A 17,976-nucleotide genomic window follows, 5' to 3' on the forward strand; every position below is an offset into this window, starting at 1 on the left:
TGGGTGCGCGGTGACCTCACCTCGTGTCCGATGTACGTGAGCCCCGCGCGTGCCGCGCCCGGGCCAGGGAAGGGAACGGCCGCTGACTGTCCACCACCTCAACCAGCTCCTGCTCGTCTGCTCGCTCGTCCTCCTCATCGCTGTGGCAGCGGTCCGGATCTCCTCGCGCAGCGGGCTCCCCAGCCTGCTCGTCTACCTGGGGATCGGCGTCGCCATGGGCCAGGACGGCATCGGCGACATCCACTTCGACAACGCCGAACTGACCCAGGTCATCGGGTACGCGGCCCTGGTCGTGATCCTGGCCGAGGGCGGACTCGGCACGAAGTGGAAGGAGATCAAACCCGCCCTGCCGGCCGCCTCCGTGCTGGCGCTGGCGGGGGTGGCGGTGAGTGTCGGGATCACGGCGACGGCCGCGCACTACCTGGTGGGGCTGGAGTGGCGGCAGGCGTTCATCATCGGCGCGGTGGTGTCCTCGACGGACGCGGCGGCGGTCTTCTCCGTCCTGCGGAAGATCCCCCTCCCCGCGCGCGTGACGGGCACCCTGGAGGCCGAGTCGGGCTTCAACGACGCCCCGGTCGTCATCCTGGTCGTCTCGCTGTCCACGGCGGGCCCGGTCGAGCACTGGTACACGCTGCTGGGCGTCATCGTCCTGGAGCTGGCCATCGGCGCGGCCATCGGGATCACGGTCGGGTGGCTCGGTGCCTGGGGCCTCCGGCACGTGGCCCTGCCCGCGTCCGGCCTCTACCCCATCGCCGTGATGGCCATCGCGGTCACCGCGTACGCCGCCGGCGCACTCGCCCACGGCAGCGGTTTCCTCGCGGTCTACCTGGCCGCCATGGTCCTCGGCAACGCCAAGCTCCCCCACTGGCCGGCCACCCGCGGCTTCGCCGACGGACTCGGCTGGATCGCCCAGATCGGCATGTTCGTCCTGCTCGGCCTCCAGGTGACCCCGCACGAGATGGGCGACGACATCTGGCCCGCGCTCGTCATAGGCCTGGCCCTGACCATGGTCGCGCGCCCACTGAGCGTGATCGTCAGCCTGACGCCGTTCCGGGTCCCGTGGCAGGAGCAGACCCTGATGTCCTGGGCCGGGCTGCGCGGCGCGGTGCCCATCATCCTGGCGACGATCCCCATGGTGAGCGGCGTCGAGGACAGCCGTCGCATCTTCAACATCGTCTTCGTACTGGTCGTCGTCTACACCCTCGTCCAGGGCCCGACGCTCCCCTGGCTGGCCCGCAAACTGCGCCTCGGCAAGAGCGCGGAGGCGGCCGACCTAGGCATCGAGTCGGCACCCCTGGAGCGGCTGCGCGGGCATCTGCTGTCCGTCGCGATACCCGACGGCTCCAAGATGCACGGCGTGGAGGTGGGCGAGCTGAGGCTGCCGCCGGGCGCCGCGGTCACGCTCGTCGTCCGCGACGAAAAATCGTTCGTTCCGCTGCCGACGACCATCCTGCACCGCGGTGACGAACTCCTCGTGGTGACCACCGACCCGGTCCGCGACGCGACGGAACGCCGACTGCGGGCCGTGGGGCAGGGCGGCAAGCTGGCGCAGTGGCTGGGGACGGGCGGGAACGGAGCAGAGGCGTGACGCACCTCTCCGCTTCCTTTCAGAGGCACAGGGCGCCGTTGCCCCTGTACAGTGAAGGCGCACCCTGATCGAACCAACTCTGTCTGAAGCAGAGCTGGCGCGACCGTATGGCGGCCGGGACATCCTCTGCGGGGGCGTCGGCATCTACCGCAGTCCGCGCAAGAGGACAGCTCTCGGCGCCGCCCCACGCAAGGGGGCCGCGCTACCAGGCGGCAGAAAGGCACGGCCGTGGCATCCACGGTCACCTACGGACAGTTGCTCCGCACCCCCGGCGCCTGGACGTTCCTGCTCCCCGGTTTCGCCGCGCGACAGCCGTTCGCGATGCTCACCATCTCCATCGTGCTGCTCGTCCAGCACACCACCGGCTCGTACGGGACCGCCGGCGCCGTGGCCGCCGTCACCGGCGTCTCCATGGCCCTGTGCGCGCCCTACGGGGGCCGCCTGGCCGACCGCCACGGGCAGCGCGCGGTCCTCGTCCCCGGTGTCGTCCTGCACACCCTGTCCGGCCTCGCCCTGACGGCGCTGGCGCTGACCGGCGCCCCCCTGTGGACGCTGTTCGCCGCCGCGGTCCTGACCGGCGCCTCCACGCCCCAGGTCGGCCCCATGGTCCGTGCGCGCTGGGCGGCGAAGCTCCAGGACTCCCCCCTCATGCCGACGGCGGCGGCCTTCGAGTCCGTCACCGACGAGCTGACCTTCGTCTTCGGCCCGCTGCTCGCCACCGCCCTGTGCACAGCCGTCGACCCGGCGGCCGGCCTGGTCACCGAGGCCGCGCTGACCCTCCTCGGCGGCCTGTTGTTCGCCGCCCAGAAGAGCACCCAGCCGAGGGCCCTCACCGACAGCCCGCTCCACGGGCAGCACGCGCGCGTGGAGCGCGTTTCGGCACTGGGCGTCCCCGGGATACGCGTCCTGATCGTCGCCTTCCTGGGCATCGGGGCCGTCTTCGGCGGTATGCAGGTCTCGCTCGCCGCGTTCAGCGAGTCCACCGGCAACCCCGGCCTGAACGGCGTCCTGTACGGGGTCTTCGCCGCCGGCAACATGCTCTCCGGCGTGGTCTGCGGAGCCGTCGCCTGGCGCACGGCCCCGCAACGCCGCCTGCTCGCCGGGTACGCGGCACTCGCGGTCACCGCCTCCGGCCTGTGGACGGCGGAGTCCGTGCTGACGCTGACCGGGCTCGGCCTCCTGGTCGGCATGTGCGTCGCGCCCGCGCTGATCACCGGCTACACCCTGGTCGACGCGCTGGTCCCGGCCGGCGCCCGCACCGAGGCGTTCACCTGGCTGACCGGCGCGGTCGCCCTCGGCCAGGCGGCGGCCGTCACCGTCGCCGGCCAGCTGGAGGACCGCCTCTGGGACGGCGCCGGATTCCTGGTCCCCATGGGCGGCACACTGCTGGCCCTCGCGACCCTCGTGACCCTGCGTTCACGGCTGACACCGCGGGCGGCGATCCGCCCGGCGAGCCGGACTCTCGCGCGTGGCGTCGGTCACCGCGTGCCGGTGACAGTGGACTGATCCTCAGGAATACGTCACACTGGACCGTCGTTAGCACTCATCGAGTGAGAGTGCCAGGAGGAAGACAAGTGCCGACCTACCAGTACCAGTGCACGGAGTGCGCTGAGGGCCTCGAAGCGGTGCAGAAGTTCACCGATGACGCCCTGACCGAGTGCCCCAGCTGCGGTGGCCGCCTGAAGAAGGTGTTCTCCGCGGTCGGCATCGTCTTCAAGGGCTCCGGCTTCTACCGCAACGACAGCCGCGGCTCCTCGTCGAGCAGCGCGCCCGCCGCGTCGAAGCCGTCCACGTCGTCCTCTTCGACGTCGTCCTCGTCGGACTCGTCGTCGAGTTCGTCGAGCTCCTCGTCGTCGGGATCGTCCTCGTCGTCCAGCTCCTCGTCGGGCTCCAGCAGTTCGTCGAGCACCAGCTCGGCCGCGTAGGCACCGCTTCCCGGCCCACGCCCACGGGACCCTGTCGTCGTACGACGACGGGGTCTTCGGTGTTTTCGGGCGCGGCTAGGGTGCGGTCATGGTGAATCAGGCGAATCCCGCGGGCGCTGCGAGCGCCGAGATCGGCGTGATCGGTGGCTCCGGCTTCTACTCCTTCCTCGACGACGTGACCGAGATACAGGTCGACACGCCGTACGGACCCCCCAGTGACTCCCTGTTCCTCGGCGAGGTCGCCGGCCGCCGGGTCGCCTTCCTCCCCCGCCACGGACGCGGCCACCACCTCCCTCCGCACCGCATCGACTACCGCGCCAACCTGTGGGCCTTGCGGTCCGTCGGCGTGCGCCAGGTGCTCGCCCCGTGCGCGGTGGGCGGCCTGCGGCCCGAGTACGGCCCGGGCACACTGCTCGTACCGGACCAGCTGGTCGACCGTACGAAGTCCCGGGCGGGGACGTTCTTCGACGGCCTGCCGCTGCCCGACGGCACCGTCCCCAACGTGGTGCACGTGTCCCTCGCCGACCCTTACTGCCCCGTCGGCCGCAAGGTCGTTCTGGAGGCGGCGCGCGGGCGCGACTGGGAGCCGGTGGACGGCGGCACGCTGACCGTGATCGAGGGGCCGCGGTTCTCCACCCGCGCCGAATCCCTGTGGCACCGGGCGCAGGGCTGGTCGGTGGTGGGCATGACGGGTCATCCCGAGGCGGCGCTCGCCCGTGAACTGGAGCTCTGCTACACGTCGTTGACCCTCGTCACCGACCTCGACGCGGGCGCGGAGACCGGCGAGGGCGTCTCGCACGAGGAGGTCCTCCAGGTGTTCGCGGCGAACGTGGACCGGATGCGGGGCGTCCTGTTCGACGCGGTGGCCGCGCTGCCGGCGGGCGGGACACGGGACTGCCTGTGCACGAAGGCGCTGGGCGGGATGGACCCGGGGTTCGAGCTGCCCTGACCAGGCCGGACACGGGGCCGGGCACGGCATCGGCGTCGGCGCGGCACGGGGTCGGCGGGGGCGGAACCTCCCGTTCGGGTGAGCGAGTTGTCCACAACCGGCGAGTAGCACACAGGCCTCGGCACGGTTCGCCGGAAAGCCTCATCGTGGGAGCGCAAGCAGCCGCAAGCAGCTCCCTCGTCACAGGTGGTGGTCCTCGTGTCTTCCGTACGTCCCCCGTCCTACACGCATCCCGTACGTTCCGTGTTCTCCGCGCACCCCGTACGTTCCGTGCGTTCCGTCCCTCTCGTGCCCGCGCCCTGCGAGGTGCCGCACTTCGCTCCCGTGCGGGTGCGCGGCGGGCGGTATCGGCTGCGTGGCCTGGTGGGGCACCGGAGGCGGGCGCTGGCCGTGGGCCTCGCCGTCACGGCGGCGGCGATCGTCGCCGCCGGACCACGCCAGACCGCGGGGTCGCCCCCCGATGCGGGACGCGTCCGGGGCCACCCCGTGGCGGATCCCGTACGGGCGCGGCCGGCGGTGCAGATGGTGACGGCGCCGGTACGGATCGCCGACGCGGCCACGGTACGGCTGCTGCGGCCCGGTGACCGGGTCGACGTCATCGCGGCCGAGGAGTCGCCGACGGGCACCGACGCCCGGGTGGTCGCGCGCCGGGCACGGGTGACACAGGTGCCGCAGGTCCCGGTGTCCCAGGACGGCATGGCCGAGGGCGGGGCACTGATCGTGCTCTCGGTGCCGCACGCCACGGCGTCCCGGCTGGCCGGCGCGGGTACGACGGCCAGGCTGGCGGTGACCCTGTGGTGAGCCGTACCGTGATTGCCTCGAACCGCCAGTCGTCAAGTCCCTCGTTGGAGTTACCCAATTGGACAGGCCTGCCGGGCGTTGACGTAGGTTGCGGAACTGTTTGTTCCACCAATTGCGTGCACGAGGAGAGGCCCCGCGGTGAGCGAGAAGAAGCAACCGAGCGTTCTGGAGGGCTTCAAGACCTTCCTGACGCGCGGAAACGTCGTCGATCTGGCGGTCGCGGTAGTCATCGGTACCGCTTTCACCAACGTCGTCAACTCTGTGGTGAAGGGCGTCATCAACCCCATGGTGGGGGCGTTCGGGACCAAGAACCTGGACAACTACAGCTCCTGCCTCAAGGGCCCCTGCGACGGCACCGGCGACACCGCGACCGGCGTCCGCATCATGTGGGGTTCGGTCCTGGGCTCGACGCTCACCTTCCTCATCACCGCGGCCGTCGTCTACTTCCTGATGGTCCTGCCGATGTCGAAGTACCTGGCCCGGGCAGCCGCGCGCCAGAAGGCGAAGGAGGGCGCGCAGGAGGTCATGGAGGTGAGCGAGCTGGAGGTCCTCAAGGAGATCCGCGACGCCCTGGTGACCCAGCGGGGCGCCGGGCAGAACGAGGCCCTGGTGACCCAGCGGGACTCCGAGCGCAACGAGCGGTAGGCAGCGCGCTCGGCGGCCTCCCGCGGAGGCCGTCCGGCCTGGTGCAGAGGTGTCAGATGTGGTGGGGCGGCTTCTCGTCGAGGAAGCGCCTCAGGTCGGCCGCGCTGTCGCCGCCGCCCTCGCCCGGGCGCTCGCCCCACCCCCGGTCCGTGTCGTCCGACGACTGCCGGTCCAGCGGGTCGTCGAAGATCAGCACGGGCTTCGGGGCGCGCGGTTCGGGGGCGGCGGGGCTGCTCATGACTCCAGGGTACGTCCCACCTGCCGGGCCCGGGCCGGGCCGTGGGGTGCCCGCCGGATCACGATCACGCCCCGGCGCCGTCCTTCGGCCTGCGCGTGGATGGCTCATCTGCTGTGCTGGGGCGTATGACGTCCAGTTCCTCACCCGTGGCCGACGTACCCGACCTGCCCGACGCCTCGGCCGGTGCCGGCCGCGACGCTCCCCTGCGCAGGCTGACCGCGCGCGGACGCGGCGAGTCGCACCGGGTCGCCTCGCCGCTGGAGCTCTTCTTCGACCTCTGCTTCGTGGTGGCCGTCGCCCAGGCGGGCGTCCAGTTGGTGCACGCAGTCGCCGAGGGGCACCCGGGCGAGGGCATCCTCAACTACGCGATGGTGTTCTTCGCCATCTGGTGGGCCTGGATGAACTTCACCTGGTTCGCCTCGGCCTACGACAACGACGACGTGCTCTACCGGGTCGTCACGCTGGTGCAGATCGCCGGCGTCCTGGTGCTGGCGGCCGGGGTCTCGCGGGCCTTCGAGGACCACGACTTCGTGATCGTCTGGCTCGGCTATCTGATCATGCGGCTGCCGATGGCCGCCCAGTGGCTGCGGGCCGCCCGCGCCGCCACCGGCGCCGAGCGGACGACCGCTCTGCGGTACGCCGGTGGTGTGCTCCTCTGCATGGTCGGCTGGCTGGGGCTGGTGGTCCTTCCGGAGTCCGGCCGCCCCTGGGTGTTCCTGGTGATGGCGCTCGTGGAACTGGCGGTCCCCGTCTACGCGGAGCGGAACTTCACCACGTCCTGGCACCCGCACCACATCTCCGAGCGGTACGGGCTGTTCACCATCATCGTGCTGGGCGAGGCGATCGCGGCGGCGACGGTGGCCGTGAAGTCGGGTGTGCAGGAGAACGACGCGCTGGCCGATCTGCTGCCGATCGCGGCGGGCGGGCTGCTGCTCGTGTTCTCCGCCTGGTGGATCTACTTCGCCGTGCCCATCCACGGGCGACTGCGCACCAGCGGGCAGGCGTTCCTGTGGGGGTACGGCCACTACCTGATCTTCGCGTCGGCCGCCGCGATCGGGGCGGGCCTGGAGGTCGCGGTCGAGCAGGCGGTCGGCAAGGCACACATCTCCACTACGGCCGCGTCCGCCGCCGTGACCCTGCCTGCGGCGCTCTTCCTGGTCACCGTCTGGGCCCTGCACTCGCGCTACTTCAAGGTGGGCATCGTCGAGCAACTGATCCTGCCGTCCGCTGCGTTGCTGGTGATCGGGTGCACGTTCCTGGGCGACCGGGCGGTGCTCGCGGCGGGCCTCGTGTCGGCGCTCGCGGTGGCGGCCGGGGTCACGCTCACAGCCCGGACAGCGGCCGGGGAGCGCCGGGCGGAAGACACGGAGGCGGCCGGACAGACGGAGGAGGCGGAGGAGGCGGGACAGGGGGCGTTGGACAACACTGGGGGTCATGACAGTTGACGCTCTGACAGATGTCGCCGGTCTGCGGGTGGGGCACGCGACCCGGATCGGCGACGGGTGGCTCACCGGTACGACGGTCGTGCTCACGCCGGAGGGCGGAGCGGTGGCGGCCGTGGACGTGCGGGGCGGCGGGCCCGGCACCAAGGAGACCGACGCCCTGGATCCGCGCAACGTGGTGCGGAGCGTCGAGGCGGTGGTGCTGACGGGCGGCAGCGCGTACGGGCTGGACTCGGCGTCGGGCGTGATGGCCTGGCTGGAGGAGCGGGGGCGCGGGGTGCGGGTCGGGCCCGGTCCCGGGCACGTCGTGCCGGTGGTGCCCGCGGCCTGTGTCTTCGACCTGGGCCGGGGTGGCGACTTCCGGGCCCGGCCGGACGCTGCCACCGGTCGGGCGGCCGTCGAGGCAGCAGCCGCGAGCGAGCCGGGCGCGCCCGTCGCGGAGGGGTGCGTGGGCGCCGGTACGGGGGCCGTGGTCGGACACCTCAAGGGCGGGGTCGGCACCGCGAGCACCGTGCTGCCGTCCGGGATCACGGTGGCGGCGCTGGTGGTGGCCAACGCGGCGGGGTTCTCGGTGGATCCGGAAACGGGGGTGCTGTACGGGGAGTTGTTCGAGGGGCGGCGGGTCGGGTATCCGGCGGCCGGGGTGCACGAGGCGGCGCGGCGGCGGCTGGCCGAGGTCGCCGCGCAGACTCCTCTGCCGCCGCTGAACACCACGCTCGCGGTGGTCGCGACCGACGCGGCGCTGTCGAAGGCGCAGGCGCAGAAGGTGGCCGGTACGGCGCACGACGGCATCGCGCGTGCCGTGCGGCCGGTGCATCTGCTCACCGACGGGGACACGGTGTTCACGTTGGCGACAGGGGCGCGTCGGCTCGCCGAGGGTGACCCGCTCGCGCTCAACGAGATCCTCGCGGCGGGCGCGGACCTGGTGACACGGGCGATCGTCCGGGCGGTGCGGGCGGCGGAGCCGGTGGCGGGGGCGGGCGGGGCGTGGCCGTCGTACCGGGAGCTGTACGGAGAGTCGCAGGGAGAACTGCGTGGATGACTGCACGGGAAACTGGCGCGGGCAACTGCGCGGGGACCGGTAACTCCGGCCGTTTCCTTCTCGGTTGAGGTGTGATTGTCGCGGTTCTGTCACGTGATGGGCGTGAGCATGATCGGCGGGAACCCGGACCCGGGGTGTTCCCCTCTTTCCCCACGCAGTGGAGCGGATCACCCACATCACACAAAACGGGAGCAGCACGTGACAAAGCCGAACACAACAGCTCGGCGCGCACTGGGGGCATGTGCCGTCCTGATGGTCGGCGCGCTGTCCCTCACCGCGTGCGGTGGCAACAACGGCGGAGGAGACGACGGCAAGGGGGGCAAGGGCGGCAGCGGGACCGGCAAGGGCGGCAGCGGTTCCGTCACGACGTCGTCCGTGCGGATCGCGATCTCCGCGAAGGACGGGTCGGCGGGCGCGTCGATCAACACGACCGGTGTGAAGGTCAGCGGTGGCACGCTGACGGACGTGAGGATGACCGTCGCGGGGACGGGGGCGGCCGTGGCGGGGGCGATGTCCGCGGACGGGCGGAGCTGGCAGCCGGGGCAGCAGTTGGAGCGTGGGACGCGGTACCGAATAGCGGCGACCGCGAAGGACGCCGACGGGCGGACCCGGGCCGCCGACTCGACCTTCACCACGGTCACCAGGGCGAACAGCTTCATCGGGTCGTACACGCCGGACAACGGGACGACGGTCGGGGTGGGGATGCCGGTCTCGTTCACCTTCGACAAGGCCATCACCGACCAGGCGGCCGTGCGGTCGCACATCACGGTCACGTCGAGCAGCGGGCAGCAGGTGGTGGGGCACTGGTTCGGTGCGCAGCGGCTGGACTTCCGGCCCGAGGAGTACTGGAAGGCCGGTTCCAAGGTCACGATGAAGATCGACCTGGACGGGGTCAAGGGCGCGAACGGTGCGGTCGGGGTGCAGAAGAAGACGGTGAGCTTCACGATCGGGCGCTCGCAGGTGTCCACGGTCGACGTCAGCACGCAGACCATGACGGTCGTACGGGACGGGCAGACCCGCAAGAACATCCCGATCTCGGCCGGCAGCCCGGAGTTCACCACGTACAACGGGCAGATGGTCATCTCCGAGAAGCTGCGGGAGACGCGGATGGACAGCCGTTCGGTCGGTCTGGCCAACGCGTACGACATCAAGGACGTGCCGAACGCGATGCGGCTGACCACTTCCGGGACGTTCATCCACGGCAACTACTGGTACAGGCAGAGCAACCCGCCCTTCGGGCGCGAGGGCACCAGTCACGGCTGTGTGGGGCTGCGGGATGTGCAGGGGGCCCAGGGGGACACGCCGGCCAGGTGGTTCTTCGACAACTCGATGATCGGGGACGTCGTCATCGTCAGGAACTCCGCGGACAAGCAGGTCGCTCCGGACAACGGTCTCAACGGCTGGAACATGTCGTGGAGCGAGTGGACTGCCGGAGGAGCTTCCTGAAGTACCGTCCCATCAGGGCGTGTTGACGGATCATTGGCGGTTTTCGGGGCCGTGCGGGAACTTTTCGTGCGGCCCGGGCGTCTTCCGGGCATACGTTTTCTCGGTTCGCGGACATGATGTCCGACCGAGGGGCTACGGTATGCACCCACAAGGTGACATGCAGCAACGCCGGGAGAAGCCTTGAGCGTTCCGTACGAGACGGCAGCGTACGAACCACCCGAGTCGCCCGAGTCTCCGGAGGAGCATCTCGAGCGACTCCTGGGCCGTGCGCTGAACTCCTTCGAACTGCCCGACGAGGCGATACGTCGGCTCGACTGCGCGCTGGCGCACGACAGCTCGCTGCACTCCGCGCACCACAGCGCGGGGCTGCACCGCGAGACGTACCGCCATACCTGGCTGCTCGCCGACGGTTCGGCGCTCACCCTCTGGGAGCTGGTGCACAACACGGCGCCCGGATCGGGTCCGCAGCACGAGGTGTATGTCGACGAGGAGGAGTTGCGCGCCGCCACGGCCCGGCTCCCGCTGCCTGCGGACGCACCGGACTTCGAGCTGCCGGTGACGGTGCAGCTCGCCGCGGTCGTCCAGCCGCGGCACAGGTACGTTCCGGACGACGACTCGGCGGACCACGCCCGCCGGTTACTGAGGCGTGCGGAGAACACGGACCGGCCGGGGGCGGAGACCGCCGACCTGCTGCGTACGGCGTTCGCGCACCAGATCACCCAGGCGTTCGGGCGCCCGTGCCGTGCGGGGCGGGCCGGTATCGGCTTCTCGCTCTACGAGCACGCCTTCCTGTTGCCCGGCGGTGAGGAGATCTCCCTCTGGGAGATCGAGCACACGGCGACACCGGACGGCCGGCACATGTGCGAGGTGTATCCGACGGAGGACGGGGCGCGGGACGCGATGGAGCGCCGAGCGGCACGGACGTAGCAGCACGGACGTAGCAGCAGGGGCGTAGCAGCAGGGGCGTAGCAGCAGGGGCGTAGAAACACAGGCGTAGAAGCGCGGACACAGAAGCACACGTACACAGAAGTGCGGACGTGGAAGTGCGGGAGGCCGCCGCGGCACTCGGCCGCGGCGGCCTTCCGGCTGTCCGGGAAACTCTTCCGCTCCGGGGAGGCCTTACGCCGCCACCGGCTCCTTCTTCTCGGCCGACCGCGCGGCGCCCTCCGGCGACTCGGCGGCCGCGGCCGCCGGTGCCTGCTTGCGCATGCTCTTGAGGACGATCACCAGGGCCGTGGTGACGCAGGTGCCGGCCGCGATGGCGATCAGGTAGAGGAACGGGCTGCCGATCAGCGGGACCACGAAGATGCCGCCGTGCGGGGCGCGCAGCGTGGCGCCGAAGGCCATCGACAGGGCGCCGGTGACCGCGCCGCCCGCCATCGAGGCCGGGATGACGCGCAGCGGGTCCGCCGCCGCGAAGGGGATCGCGCCCTCGGAGATGAAGGACGCGCCCAGTACCCAGGCGGCCTTGCCGTTCTCGCGCTCGGCCGGGGTGAAGAGCTTCTTGCGGAGGACGGTGGCCAGCGCCATGCCCAGCGGCGGGACCATGCCCGCGGCCATCACGGCGGCCATGACCTTCATCGCGGAGTCGCTCGGGTCCTGGACGGCGATGCCGGCGGTGGCGAAGGCGTAGGCGACCTTGTTGACGGGGCCGCCGAGGTCGAAGCACATCATCAGGCCGAGCAGGACGCCCAGCAGGACGGCGTTGGTGCCGGAGAGGCCGGAGAGCCAGTCCGTCATGCCCTTCTGGGCCTCGGCGATGGGCTTGCCGACCACGACGAACATCAGGAAGCCGACGATCAGCGAGGAGATCAGCGGGATCACCACGACCGGCATGATGCCGCGCAACACCGGGGGAATCCTGATCTTCTGGATCGCCAGGACGATGCCACCGGCCAGCAGACCGGCGACCAGACCGCCGAGGAAGCCCGCAGCGATGTTCGAGGCGATCATGCCGCCGACGAAGCCGGGGACGAGACCAGGCCGGTCCGCCATGCCGTAGGCGATGTAGCCGGCCAGGACCGGGATCAGGAAGCCGAAGGCGACCCCGCCGATCTGGAACAGCAGCGCGCCCCAGCTGTCGACCTGGGTCCAGGAGAAGTGCTCCATGACCGAGGGCGCCTTGTTGATCTCCCAGCCGCCGATCGCGAAGCCGAGGGCGAGCAGCAGACCGCCCGCGGCGACGAACGGGACCATGTAACTCACGCCGGTCATCAGCCACTTGCGCAGCTTGGTGCCGTAGTTGTCGCCGGACTCGCCGGCCCGTTCGACGGGCGTGCCGCCGCCCTGGGCACCGGCGGTGACCTCGCCGCGCTCGGCCTTGCCGCGTACGTCGGCGATGAGCTGGGCGGGCTTGTTGATGCCGGCCTTGACACCGACGTCGACGGTCGGCTTCCCGGCGAAGCGTTCCTTCTCCCGTACGGGCACGTCGTGGGCGAAGATCACGCCGTCGGCGGCGGCGATGACGGCCGGGTCGAGCCGGGTGAACCCGGCGGAGCCCTGGGGCTCGACGACGAGCTCGACGCCCGCCTCCCGGCCCGCGTTCTCCAGCGACTCGGCCGCCATGTACGTGTGCGCGATACCGGTCGGGCAGGAGGTGACGGCGACGATACGGAACGGTCGCTCGTCGGTGCTGGTACCCGCGTCGGCTTCGGCGGAGGCCGCCGCCGAAGCCGACGCGGAGTCGTCGGTGCCCGCGGCCGGGCTCTCGTCGCCGCGGATCAGCGCGGCGGCGCCGGCCGCGTCGCCCACCGACCGCAGGGCCGCGGTGAACTCGTCGTTCATCAGCTGCCGGGCCAGTGACGAGAGGATCGTCAGGTGGGCGTCGTCGGCGCCGGCCGGGGCCGCGATCAGGAAGATCAGGTCGGCGGGTCCGTCCGCCGCGCCGAAGTCGATCCCGGCGGCGCTGCGCCCGAAGGCGAGCGTCGGCTCGGTCACGTGTTCGCTTCGGCAGTGCGGGATGCCGATGCCGCCGTCGAGGCCGGTCGGCATCTGCGCCTCGCGGGCGGCCACGTCGGCGAGGAAGCCGTCGAGGTCGGTCACCCGCCCCTTCGCCACCATGCGCTCGGCGAGGGCACGGGCAGCCGCGTCCTTGGTCTGGGCGGACAGGTCGAGATCGACCAGGTCCGCGGTGATCATCTCGCTCATCGCGGGCTCCTTCGCACGCGTATCGCCCGGTGCGTGGGGTGGGCGGGGCTGGGGACGGGGGTGGTACGGGTACTGCGGTGGGGATGGGGGTGGGGGTTCTCGGGGGTGGCTGCGGCGGGGCCAGGGGAACCCCGCCGCGTCAGGGCCGGTTCAGGGGGACGGACGCACCGGGTGCGGGATGCCGTCGTCGTCATCGTCGTTGCCGTCGTCATCGTCGTCATGACACCGGCTCCCTCAGTACGCGGTCCACGGGCACCTCGCTCGTCACCGTTACGGCGGACGGGTCGAGGTCGGCGGGCGTCGGCATCACGCTGCCGGGCAGCTGGACGGCGGCGGCGCCGTGTGCGACGGCCGAGGCGAGCGCCTCGGGCCCGCTGCCCCCGGCGATCAGGAAGCCGGCGAGCGAGGAGTCACCGGCGCCCACGTTGCTGCGTACGGTGTCGACGCGTGCGCTGCCGAACCAGGTGCCGGAGCCGTTGACGAGCAGTTGCCCGTCGGCGCCGAGGCTGGCGAGGACGGCGCCCGCGCCCAGTTCGCGCAGTTCCTCGGCGGCCTTGACGGCGTCACCGATCGTGGCGAGGGGGCGGCCGACCGCTTCGGCGAGCTCCTCGGCGTTCGGTTTGACGACGTCGGGCCGCTCGCGCAGGGCGGCGAGGAGCGCCGGGCCGGAGGTGTCGAGGGCGATCCGGGCGCCCGCGGCGTGCGTGCGGGCGACGAGGTCGGCGTACCAGGAGGGGGCGAGGCCGCGCGGCAGGCTGCCGCAGCAGGCGATCCAGTCGGCGTCGGCCGACTGCCGGCGCACGGTCTCCAGGAGCAACTCCTGTTCGGCGGCGGAGAGTTCGGGACCGGGTGCGTTGATCTTCGTCAGGACGCCGTCGGACTCGGCGAGCGCGATGTTGGAGCGGGTGGCACCGGAGATCGGCACCGGCGCGACCTCGATGCCCTGGGCGTGCAGGAGGTCGGCGACGAGTGCTCCGGGAGCGCCGCCCAGCGGCAGCACGGCCACGGTGCGCTGCCCGGCGGCGGCGACGGCCCGCGAGACGTTGACGCCCTTGCCGCCCGGGTCCATGCGTTCGCCGGTGGCGCGGATGACCTCGCCGCGGTCGAGCGACGGGACCTCGTACGTACGGTCGAGGGACGGGTTGGGGGTGACGGTGAGAATCATGCGCGCACCACTTCCGTGCCGCCGCCGCGCTCCAGGCCGGTGGCGTCCTCGGGGCTGAGCCCGCTGTCGGTGATCAGCAGGTCCACGTCGCCCAGGTCGCCGAAGCGGGCGAAGTGCTCCTGGCCATGCTTCGTCGAGTCGGCGAGGAGCACCACTCGGCGGGCGGCCTCGACGGCGGCCCGCTTCACGGCGGCCTCGGCGAGGTCGGGCGTGGTCAGCCCGCGTTCGGCGGAGAACCCGTTGGCGGCCACGAACAGGACGTCGGCGCGGATCTCGCCGTACGCCCGCAGCGCCCAGGCGTCCACGGCGGCGCGGGTACGGTGCCGGACGCGTCCGCCGACGAGGTGCAGCTGGATGCCGGGGTGGTCGGCGAGGCGGGCCGCGATCGGAAGGCTGTGCGTGACGACGGTGAGCGTCGCGTCCAGCGGGATGGCGGCGGCGAGGCGTGCGACCGTCGAGCCGGCGTCGAGGATCAGGGTGCCCTCGGTGGGCAGTTCGGCGAGGGCGGCCTTGGCGATGCGGTCCTTCTCGTCGGCGTAGGTCGACTCGCGCTCGGTGAGGTCCGGCTCGAAGTCGAGGCGGCCGGCCGGTATGGCCCCACCGTGCACACGCCGCAGGAGGCCCGCGCGGTCCAGAGCCTTCAGGTCCCGCCGGACGGTCTCCGCGGTGACCTGGAACTGCTCGGCGAGGGACAGCACGTCCACCCGCCCGCCGTCACGGGCGAGCCGCAGGATCTCCTGCTGCCGCTCCGGTGCGTACATGTCCGTTTACCTCCGACCGATGCCCGAACTTGTGGTTTCACTCGGAGGCTACGCCCGGATTTCCGCAAAGTAAACAGATTCGGGCGTGACTCGGACACAATCAGGCTTCTGTGGGGTGCGGGGTGGCCATCCGAGCGGCTGCGCGCAGGGGAAAGGGCCCGGCACCTGAGGTGCCGGGCCCTGCTCCACCGCCCTTGCCGAGCGCACTCGCCGAGCCGTCCTTGCTCAGCCGTCCTCTCTCAGCCGTCCTCACTCACCCGACGAGGACCTTCTCCCGCTCGCCCTCCTCCTCGCCCTCCTCGGCCGCGGCGTCCTGCGCGTCCGATACGGGAGCCCGTCCCGGCAGCGCGAACATCGCCAGGAAGATCACGCCCATCAGCCCGGCCACCCACCCCAGCGCGTTCTGGAAGGCGTCCACGAACGCCGGCCCCACCTCGTCGGGCGCCAACCGGTCCCCCATCGTCCCGAAGAACACCACCGACACCAGCCCGAGCCCGAGCGCGTTGCCCATCTGCTGCACGGTGTTGATCAGCCCGGAAGCCGATCCGGCGTGCTCCTTCGGGACCTCGGACAGCACGGCGTCCGTCAGCGGGGCGACGATCAGGCCCATCCCGGCGCCCATGACGACCAGCGGGAGCGCCATCTGCCAGGAGGCGATGGCCAGGCCGTAGCGGCCGGACTCCCAGATGTAGACCAGCACACCGAGGCCCATCACCAGGGCGCCCGCCTGGAGCACCTTGCGGCCGAAGCGCGGGACCAGTTTCTGGACGGACATCCCGGCCGCCACCGACACCGCGATCGAGAAGGGCACACCGGTCAGACCGGCCCGCAGGGCGCTCCAGCCGAGCCCCATCTGCATGTACAGCGTCCACACCAGGAAGAAGATGCCCAGGCCGACCCCGAAGACGGTCTGCACGGCGATGCCCGCGGCGAAGCTCTTCACCCTGAACAGCGACAGCTCTATCAGCGGCGAACCGTCGATCCGCGTCTTGCGCTTCTCGTACGCCACCAGCGCGCCGAAGACACCGAGCGAGCCCGCCATCGACAGGTGTCCCCACAGCGGCCAGTCCAGCTCGCGCCCGCGGATCAGCGGGTAGAGCAGCATCAGCAGGCCCAGGGTCACCAGGGCGACGCCGACGAGGTCCAGCTTCAGCGCCCGGGGAGCCTTCGACTCGGTGATGAAGCGGTGGCCCAGGACCAGTCCCGCGATGCCGACCGGCAGGTTGATCAGGAAGATCGGGCGCCAGCCGAGGCCGAACAGGTCCCACTCCGTCAGCAGCGCGCCCAGCAGCGGACCGGTCACCGCGCCCAGGCCGACGATCGCGCCGAAGAGCCCGAACACCTTGCCGCGCTCGTGCGCCGGGAAGGTCGCGTGGACGATCGACAGGACCTGCGGCACCATCATCGCCGCCATGCCGCCCTGGAGGATGCGGGAGGCGACCAGCATCTCCGGGTTGGCGGCGAAGCCGCACAGGGCGGAGGCGAGGGTGAAGCCGCCCATGCCCACGAGGAACAGCCGCTTGCGGCCGTGGATGTCGCCGAGCCGCCCGCCGGTGACGAGACCGGCGGCGAAGGCGAGCGCGTAGCCGGCCGTGATCCACTGGATCTGGCTGAAGGTGGCGCCGGCCTCGCGCTGGATGGACGGGATCGCGACGTTGACGATCGTGACGTCGACGAGGTCCATGAAGGCCGCGGTCATCACGATGGCGAGGGCGAACCAGCGTCGCCGGTCCGGCACCACAGGGAGACCGGTTGGTGTTTCGGTGGAGGTCATGCGTTCAAGCTAGAACCCCATTAGGTCAGATCGTGTCCTAGTGGTGCGGCATCCTCGAACTCATGACGACGGACACACCGGCCCGGCTCCTTCAGCTCCTCTCGCTCCTCCAGACGCCCCGCGAGTGGCCGGGCGGCGAGCTCTCCGACCGGCTCGGGGTGTCCCGGCGCACGGTGCGGCGGGACATCGACCGGCTGCGTGAACTCGGCTATCCCGTGCAGGCGACCAAGGGTTCCGACGGCGGATACCGGCTGGTCGCGGGCAAGGCCATGCCGCCGCTGGTGCTCGACGACGAGGAGGCGGTGGCCATCGCGGTCGGGCTGCGGGCGGGTGCCGGGCACGCGGTCGAGGGGCTGGACGAGGCGTCCGTACGGGCGCTGGCCAAGCTGGAGCAGGTCCTGCCGTCCCGGCTGCGCCGCCGTGTCTCCACCCTCCAGGCCGCGACCACCCCGCTGACCAGCGGAGACGGTGCGGTCATCGCGCCCGAGACACTGACCGTGATGGCCTCGGCGGTGGCCGGCCAGGAGCGGCTGCGGTTCGCCTACCGCGCCAAGGACGGCACCCCCACCAAGCGCCTGACCGAGCCCCACCGGCTGGTTTCGACCGGCCGCCGCTGGTATCTCGTCGCCTACGACCTCGACCGCGCCGACTGGCGCACCTTCCGCGTCGACCGGGTCAGCGACCCCTTCGCGACGGGCGCCCGCTTCACCCCGCGCGAGCTGCCGACGGGCGACGCGGCGGAGTATCTGCGCCGCTCGATGTACGTACGGCAGGAGGCCTACGCGTTCGAGGTGACGTTCGCCGCCCCGGCCGCCCATGTCGCCGCCCGCGTCCCGGCCTGGCTCGGTGTCCCCGAGCCCATCGACGAGCACAGCTGCCGTATCCGTTCGTCGGTCAGCGACGCGCTGGAGTCACTGACCGTGCGGCTCGCGTCCGTCGACTGCGAGTTCACGGTCCAGGAACCGGCCGAACTCGTCCAGCGGGTGAGGGAGTTGGGGGCCCGTATGACCCGGGCGGCGGGCAGCTGACCGACCGGCCACGGGCACTCGTGAC

General features: G+C 71.6%; 16 protein-coding genes. 11 read left to right on the top strand and 5 right to left on the bottom strand.

Annotated elements, in window-relative coordinates; translation table 11 throughout:
• The first annotated feature begins 49 nt into the window (after positions 1-49).
• From OG595_RS16960 to OG595_RS16985, 6 genes are all read left to right on the top strand, one after another.
• Positions 50-1,588, top strand: coding sequence for a potassium/proton antiporter (locus OG595_RS16960; RefSeq protein ID WP_329272953.1), 1,539 nt, complete (start codon positions 50-52; stop codon positions 1,586-1,588).
• A 228-nt stretch (positions 1,589-1,816) separates the two neighbouring features.
• Positions 1,817-3,094 (top strand): MFS transporter, encoded by a 1,278-nt coding sequence (locus tag OG595_RS16965; protein ID WP_329272955.1) that lies wholly within the window; start codon positions 1,817-1,819, stop codon positions 3,092-3,094.
• Between the two features lie 68 nt (positions 3,095-3,162).
• On the top strand, positions 3,163-3,513 hold the full coding sequence (locus tag OG595_RS16970) for an FmdB family zinc ribbon protein (protein ID WP_329272957.1): 351 nt from the start codon (positions 3,163-3,165) through the stop codon (positions 3,511-3,513).
• A gap of 88 nt (positions 3,514-3,601) precedes the next feature.
• On the top strand, positions 3,602-4,462 hold the full coding sequence (locus tag OG595_RS16975; protein WP_329272960.1) for an S-methyl-5'-thioadenosine phosphorylase: 861 nt from the start codon (positions 3,602-3,604) through the stop codon (positions 4,460-4,462).
• Between the two features lie 198 nt (positions 4,463-4,660).
• Positions 4,661-5,263, top strand: a complete 603-nt coding sequence (locus tag OG595_RS16980) for an RcpC/CpaB family pilus assembly protein (protein ID WP_443073056.1) — start codon at positions 4,661-4,663, stop codon at positions 5,261-5,263.
• A gap of 138 nt (positions 5,264-5,401) precedes the next feature.
• Positions 5,402-5,908 carry a large conductance mechanosensitive channel protein MscL gene (locus OG595_RS16985; RefSeq protein WP_329272963.1) on the top strand — a complete coding sequence of 169 codons (507 nt, stop codon included), beginning with the start codon at positions 5,402-5,404 and terminating at the stop codon, positions 5,906-5,908.
• A gap of 52 nt (positions 5,909-5,960) precedes the next feature.
• Here the strand turns inward: OG595_RS16985 and OG595_RS16990 are convergent, their stop codons facing one another.
• The gene (locus OG595_RS16990) at positions 5,961-6,146 is read right to left on the bottom strand and encodes a hypothetical protein (protein WP_329272966.1); all 186 of its coding nucleotides are present in this window, start codon (positions 6,144-6,146) and stop codon (positions 5,961-5,963) included.
• 125 nt (positions 6,147-6,271) lie between these two features.
• Between OG595_RS16990 and OG595_RS16995 the strand changes: the two genes are divergently transcribed.
• From OG595_RS16995 to OG595_RS17010, 4 genes are all read left to right on the top strand, one after another.
• Positions 6,272-7,591 (top strand): low temperature requirement protein A, encoded by a 1,320-nt coding sequence (locus tag OG595_RS16995; RefSeq protein ID WP_329272969.1) that lies wholly within the window; start codon positions 6,272-6,274, stop codon positions 7,589-7,591.
• Positions 7,581-8,630 (top strand): P1 family peptidase, encoded by a 1,050-nt coding sequence (locus OG595_RS17000; RefSeq protein WP_329272970.1) that lies wholly within the window; start codon positions 7,581-7,583, stop codon positions 8,628-8,630. The genes OG595_RS16995 and OG595_RS17000 overlap by 11 nt, the downstream gene beginning before the upstream one ends.
• A gap of 252 nt (positions 8,631-8,882) precedes the next feature.
• Positions 8,883-10,076 (top strand): L,D-transpeptidase, encoded by a 1,194-nt coding sequence (locus OG595_RS17005; protein ID WP_443073344.1) that lies wholly within the window; start codon positions 8,883-8,885, stop codon positions 10,074-10,076.
• Between the two features lie 180 nt (positions 10,077-10,256).
• Positions 10,257-11,003 carry a DUF6227 family protein gene (locus tag OG595_RS17010; RefSeq protein WP_329272974.1) on the top strand — a complete coding sequence of 249 codons (747 nt, stop codon included), beginning with the start codon at positions 10,257-10,259 and terminating at the stop codon, positions 11,001-11,003.
• A 192-nt stretch (positions 11,004-11,195) separates the two neighbouring features.
• Here OG595_RS17010 and OG595_RS17015 read toward each other — a convergent pair whose 3' ends face one another.
• From OG595_RS17015 to OG595_RS17030, 4 genes are all read right to left on the bottom strand, one after another.
• On the bottom strand, positions 11,196-13,223 hold the full coding sequence (locus OG595_RS17015) for a PTS fructose transporter subunit IIABC (RefSeq protein ID WP_329272975.1): 2,028 nt from the start codon (positions 13,221-13,223) through the stop codon (positions 11,196-11,198).
• Between the two features lie 217 nt (positions 13,224-13,440).
• Entirely contained in the window at positions 13,441-14,388 is a 948-nt protein-coding gene (pfkB, locus tag OG595_RS17020; RefSeq protein ID WP_329272978.1) for a 1-phosphofructokinase, read from the bottom strand.
• Positions 14,385-15,149, bottom strand: coding sequence for a DeoR/GlpR family DNA-binding transcription regulator (locus OG595_RS17025; RefSeq protein WP_329272981.1), 765 nt, complete (start codon positions 15,147-15,149; stop codon positions 14,385-14,387). Before OG595_RS17025 ends, pfkB begins: the two co-directional genes overlap by 4 nt.
• Before the next feature lie 253 nt (positions 15,150-15,402).
• Positions 15,403-16,923 carry an MFS transporter gene (locus OG595_RS17030; RefSeq protein ID WP_329272983.1) on the bottom strand — a complete coding sequence of 507 codons (1,521 nt, stop codon included), beginning with the start codon at positions 16,921-16,923 and terminating at the stop codon, positions 15,403-15,405.
• A 62-nt stretch (positions 16,924-16,985) separates the two neighbouring features.
• Here OG595_RS17030 and OG595_RS17035 point away from each other — a divergent pair, with 62 nt between their 5' ends.
• Complete coding sequence (locus OG595_RS17035; RefSeq protein ID WP_329272985.1) at positions 16,986-17,951, top strand: helix-turn-helix transcriptional regulator; 966 nt, start codon at positions 16,986-16,988, stop codon at positions 17,949-17,951.
• Positions 17,952-17,976 lie beyond the last annotated feature (25 nt).

The sequence above is a fragment of the Streptomyces sp. NBC_01451 genome (genome assembly GCF_036227485.1).
Classification (GTDB): Bacteria; Actinomycetota; Actinomycetes; order Streptomycetales; family Streptomycetaceae; genus Streptomyces.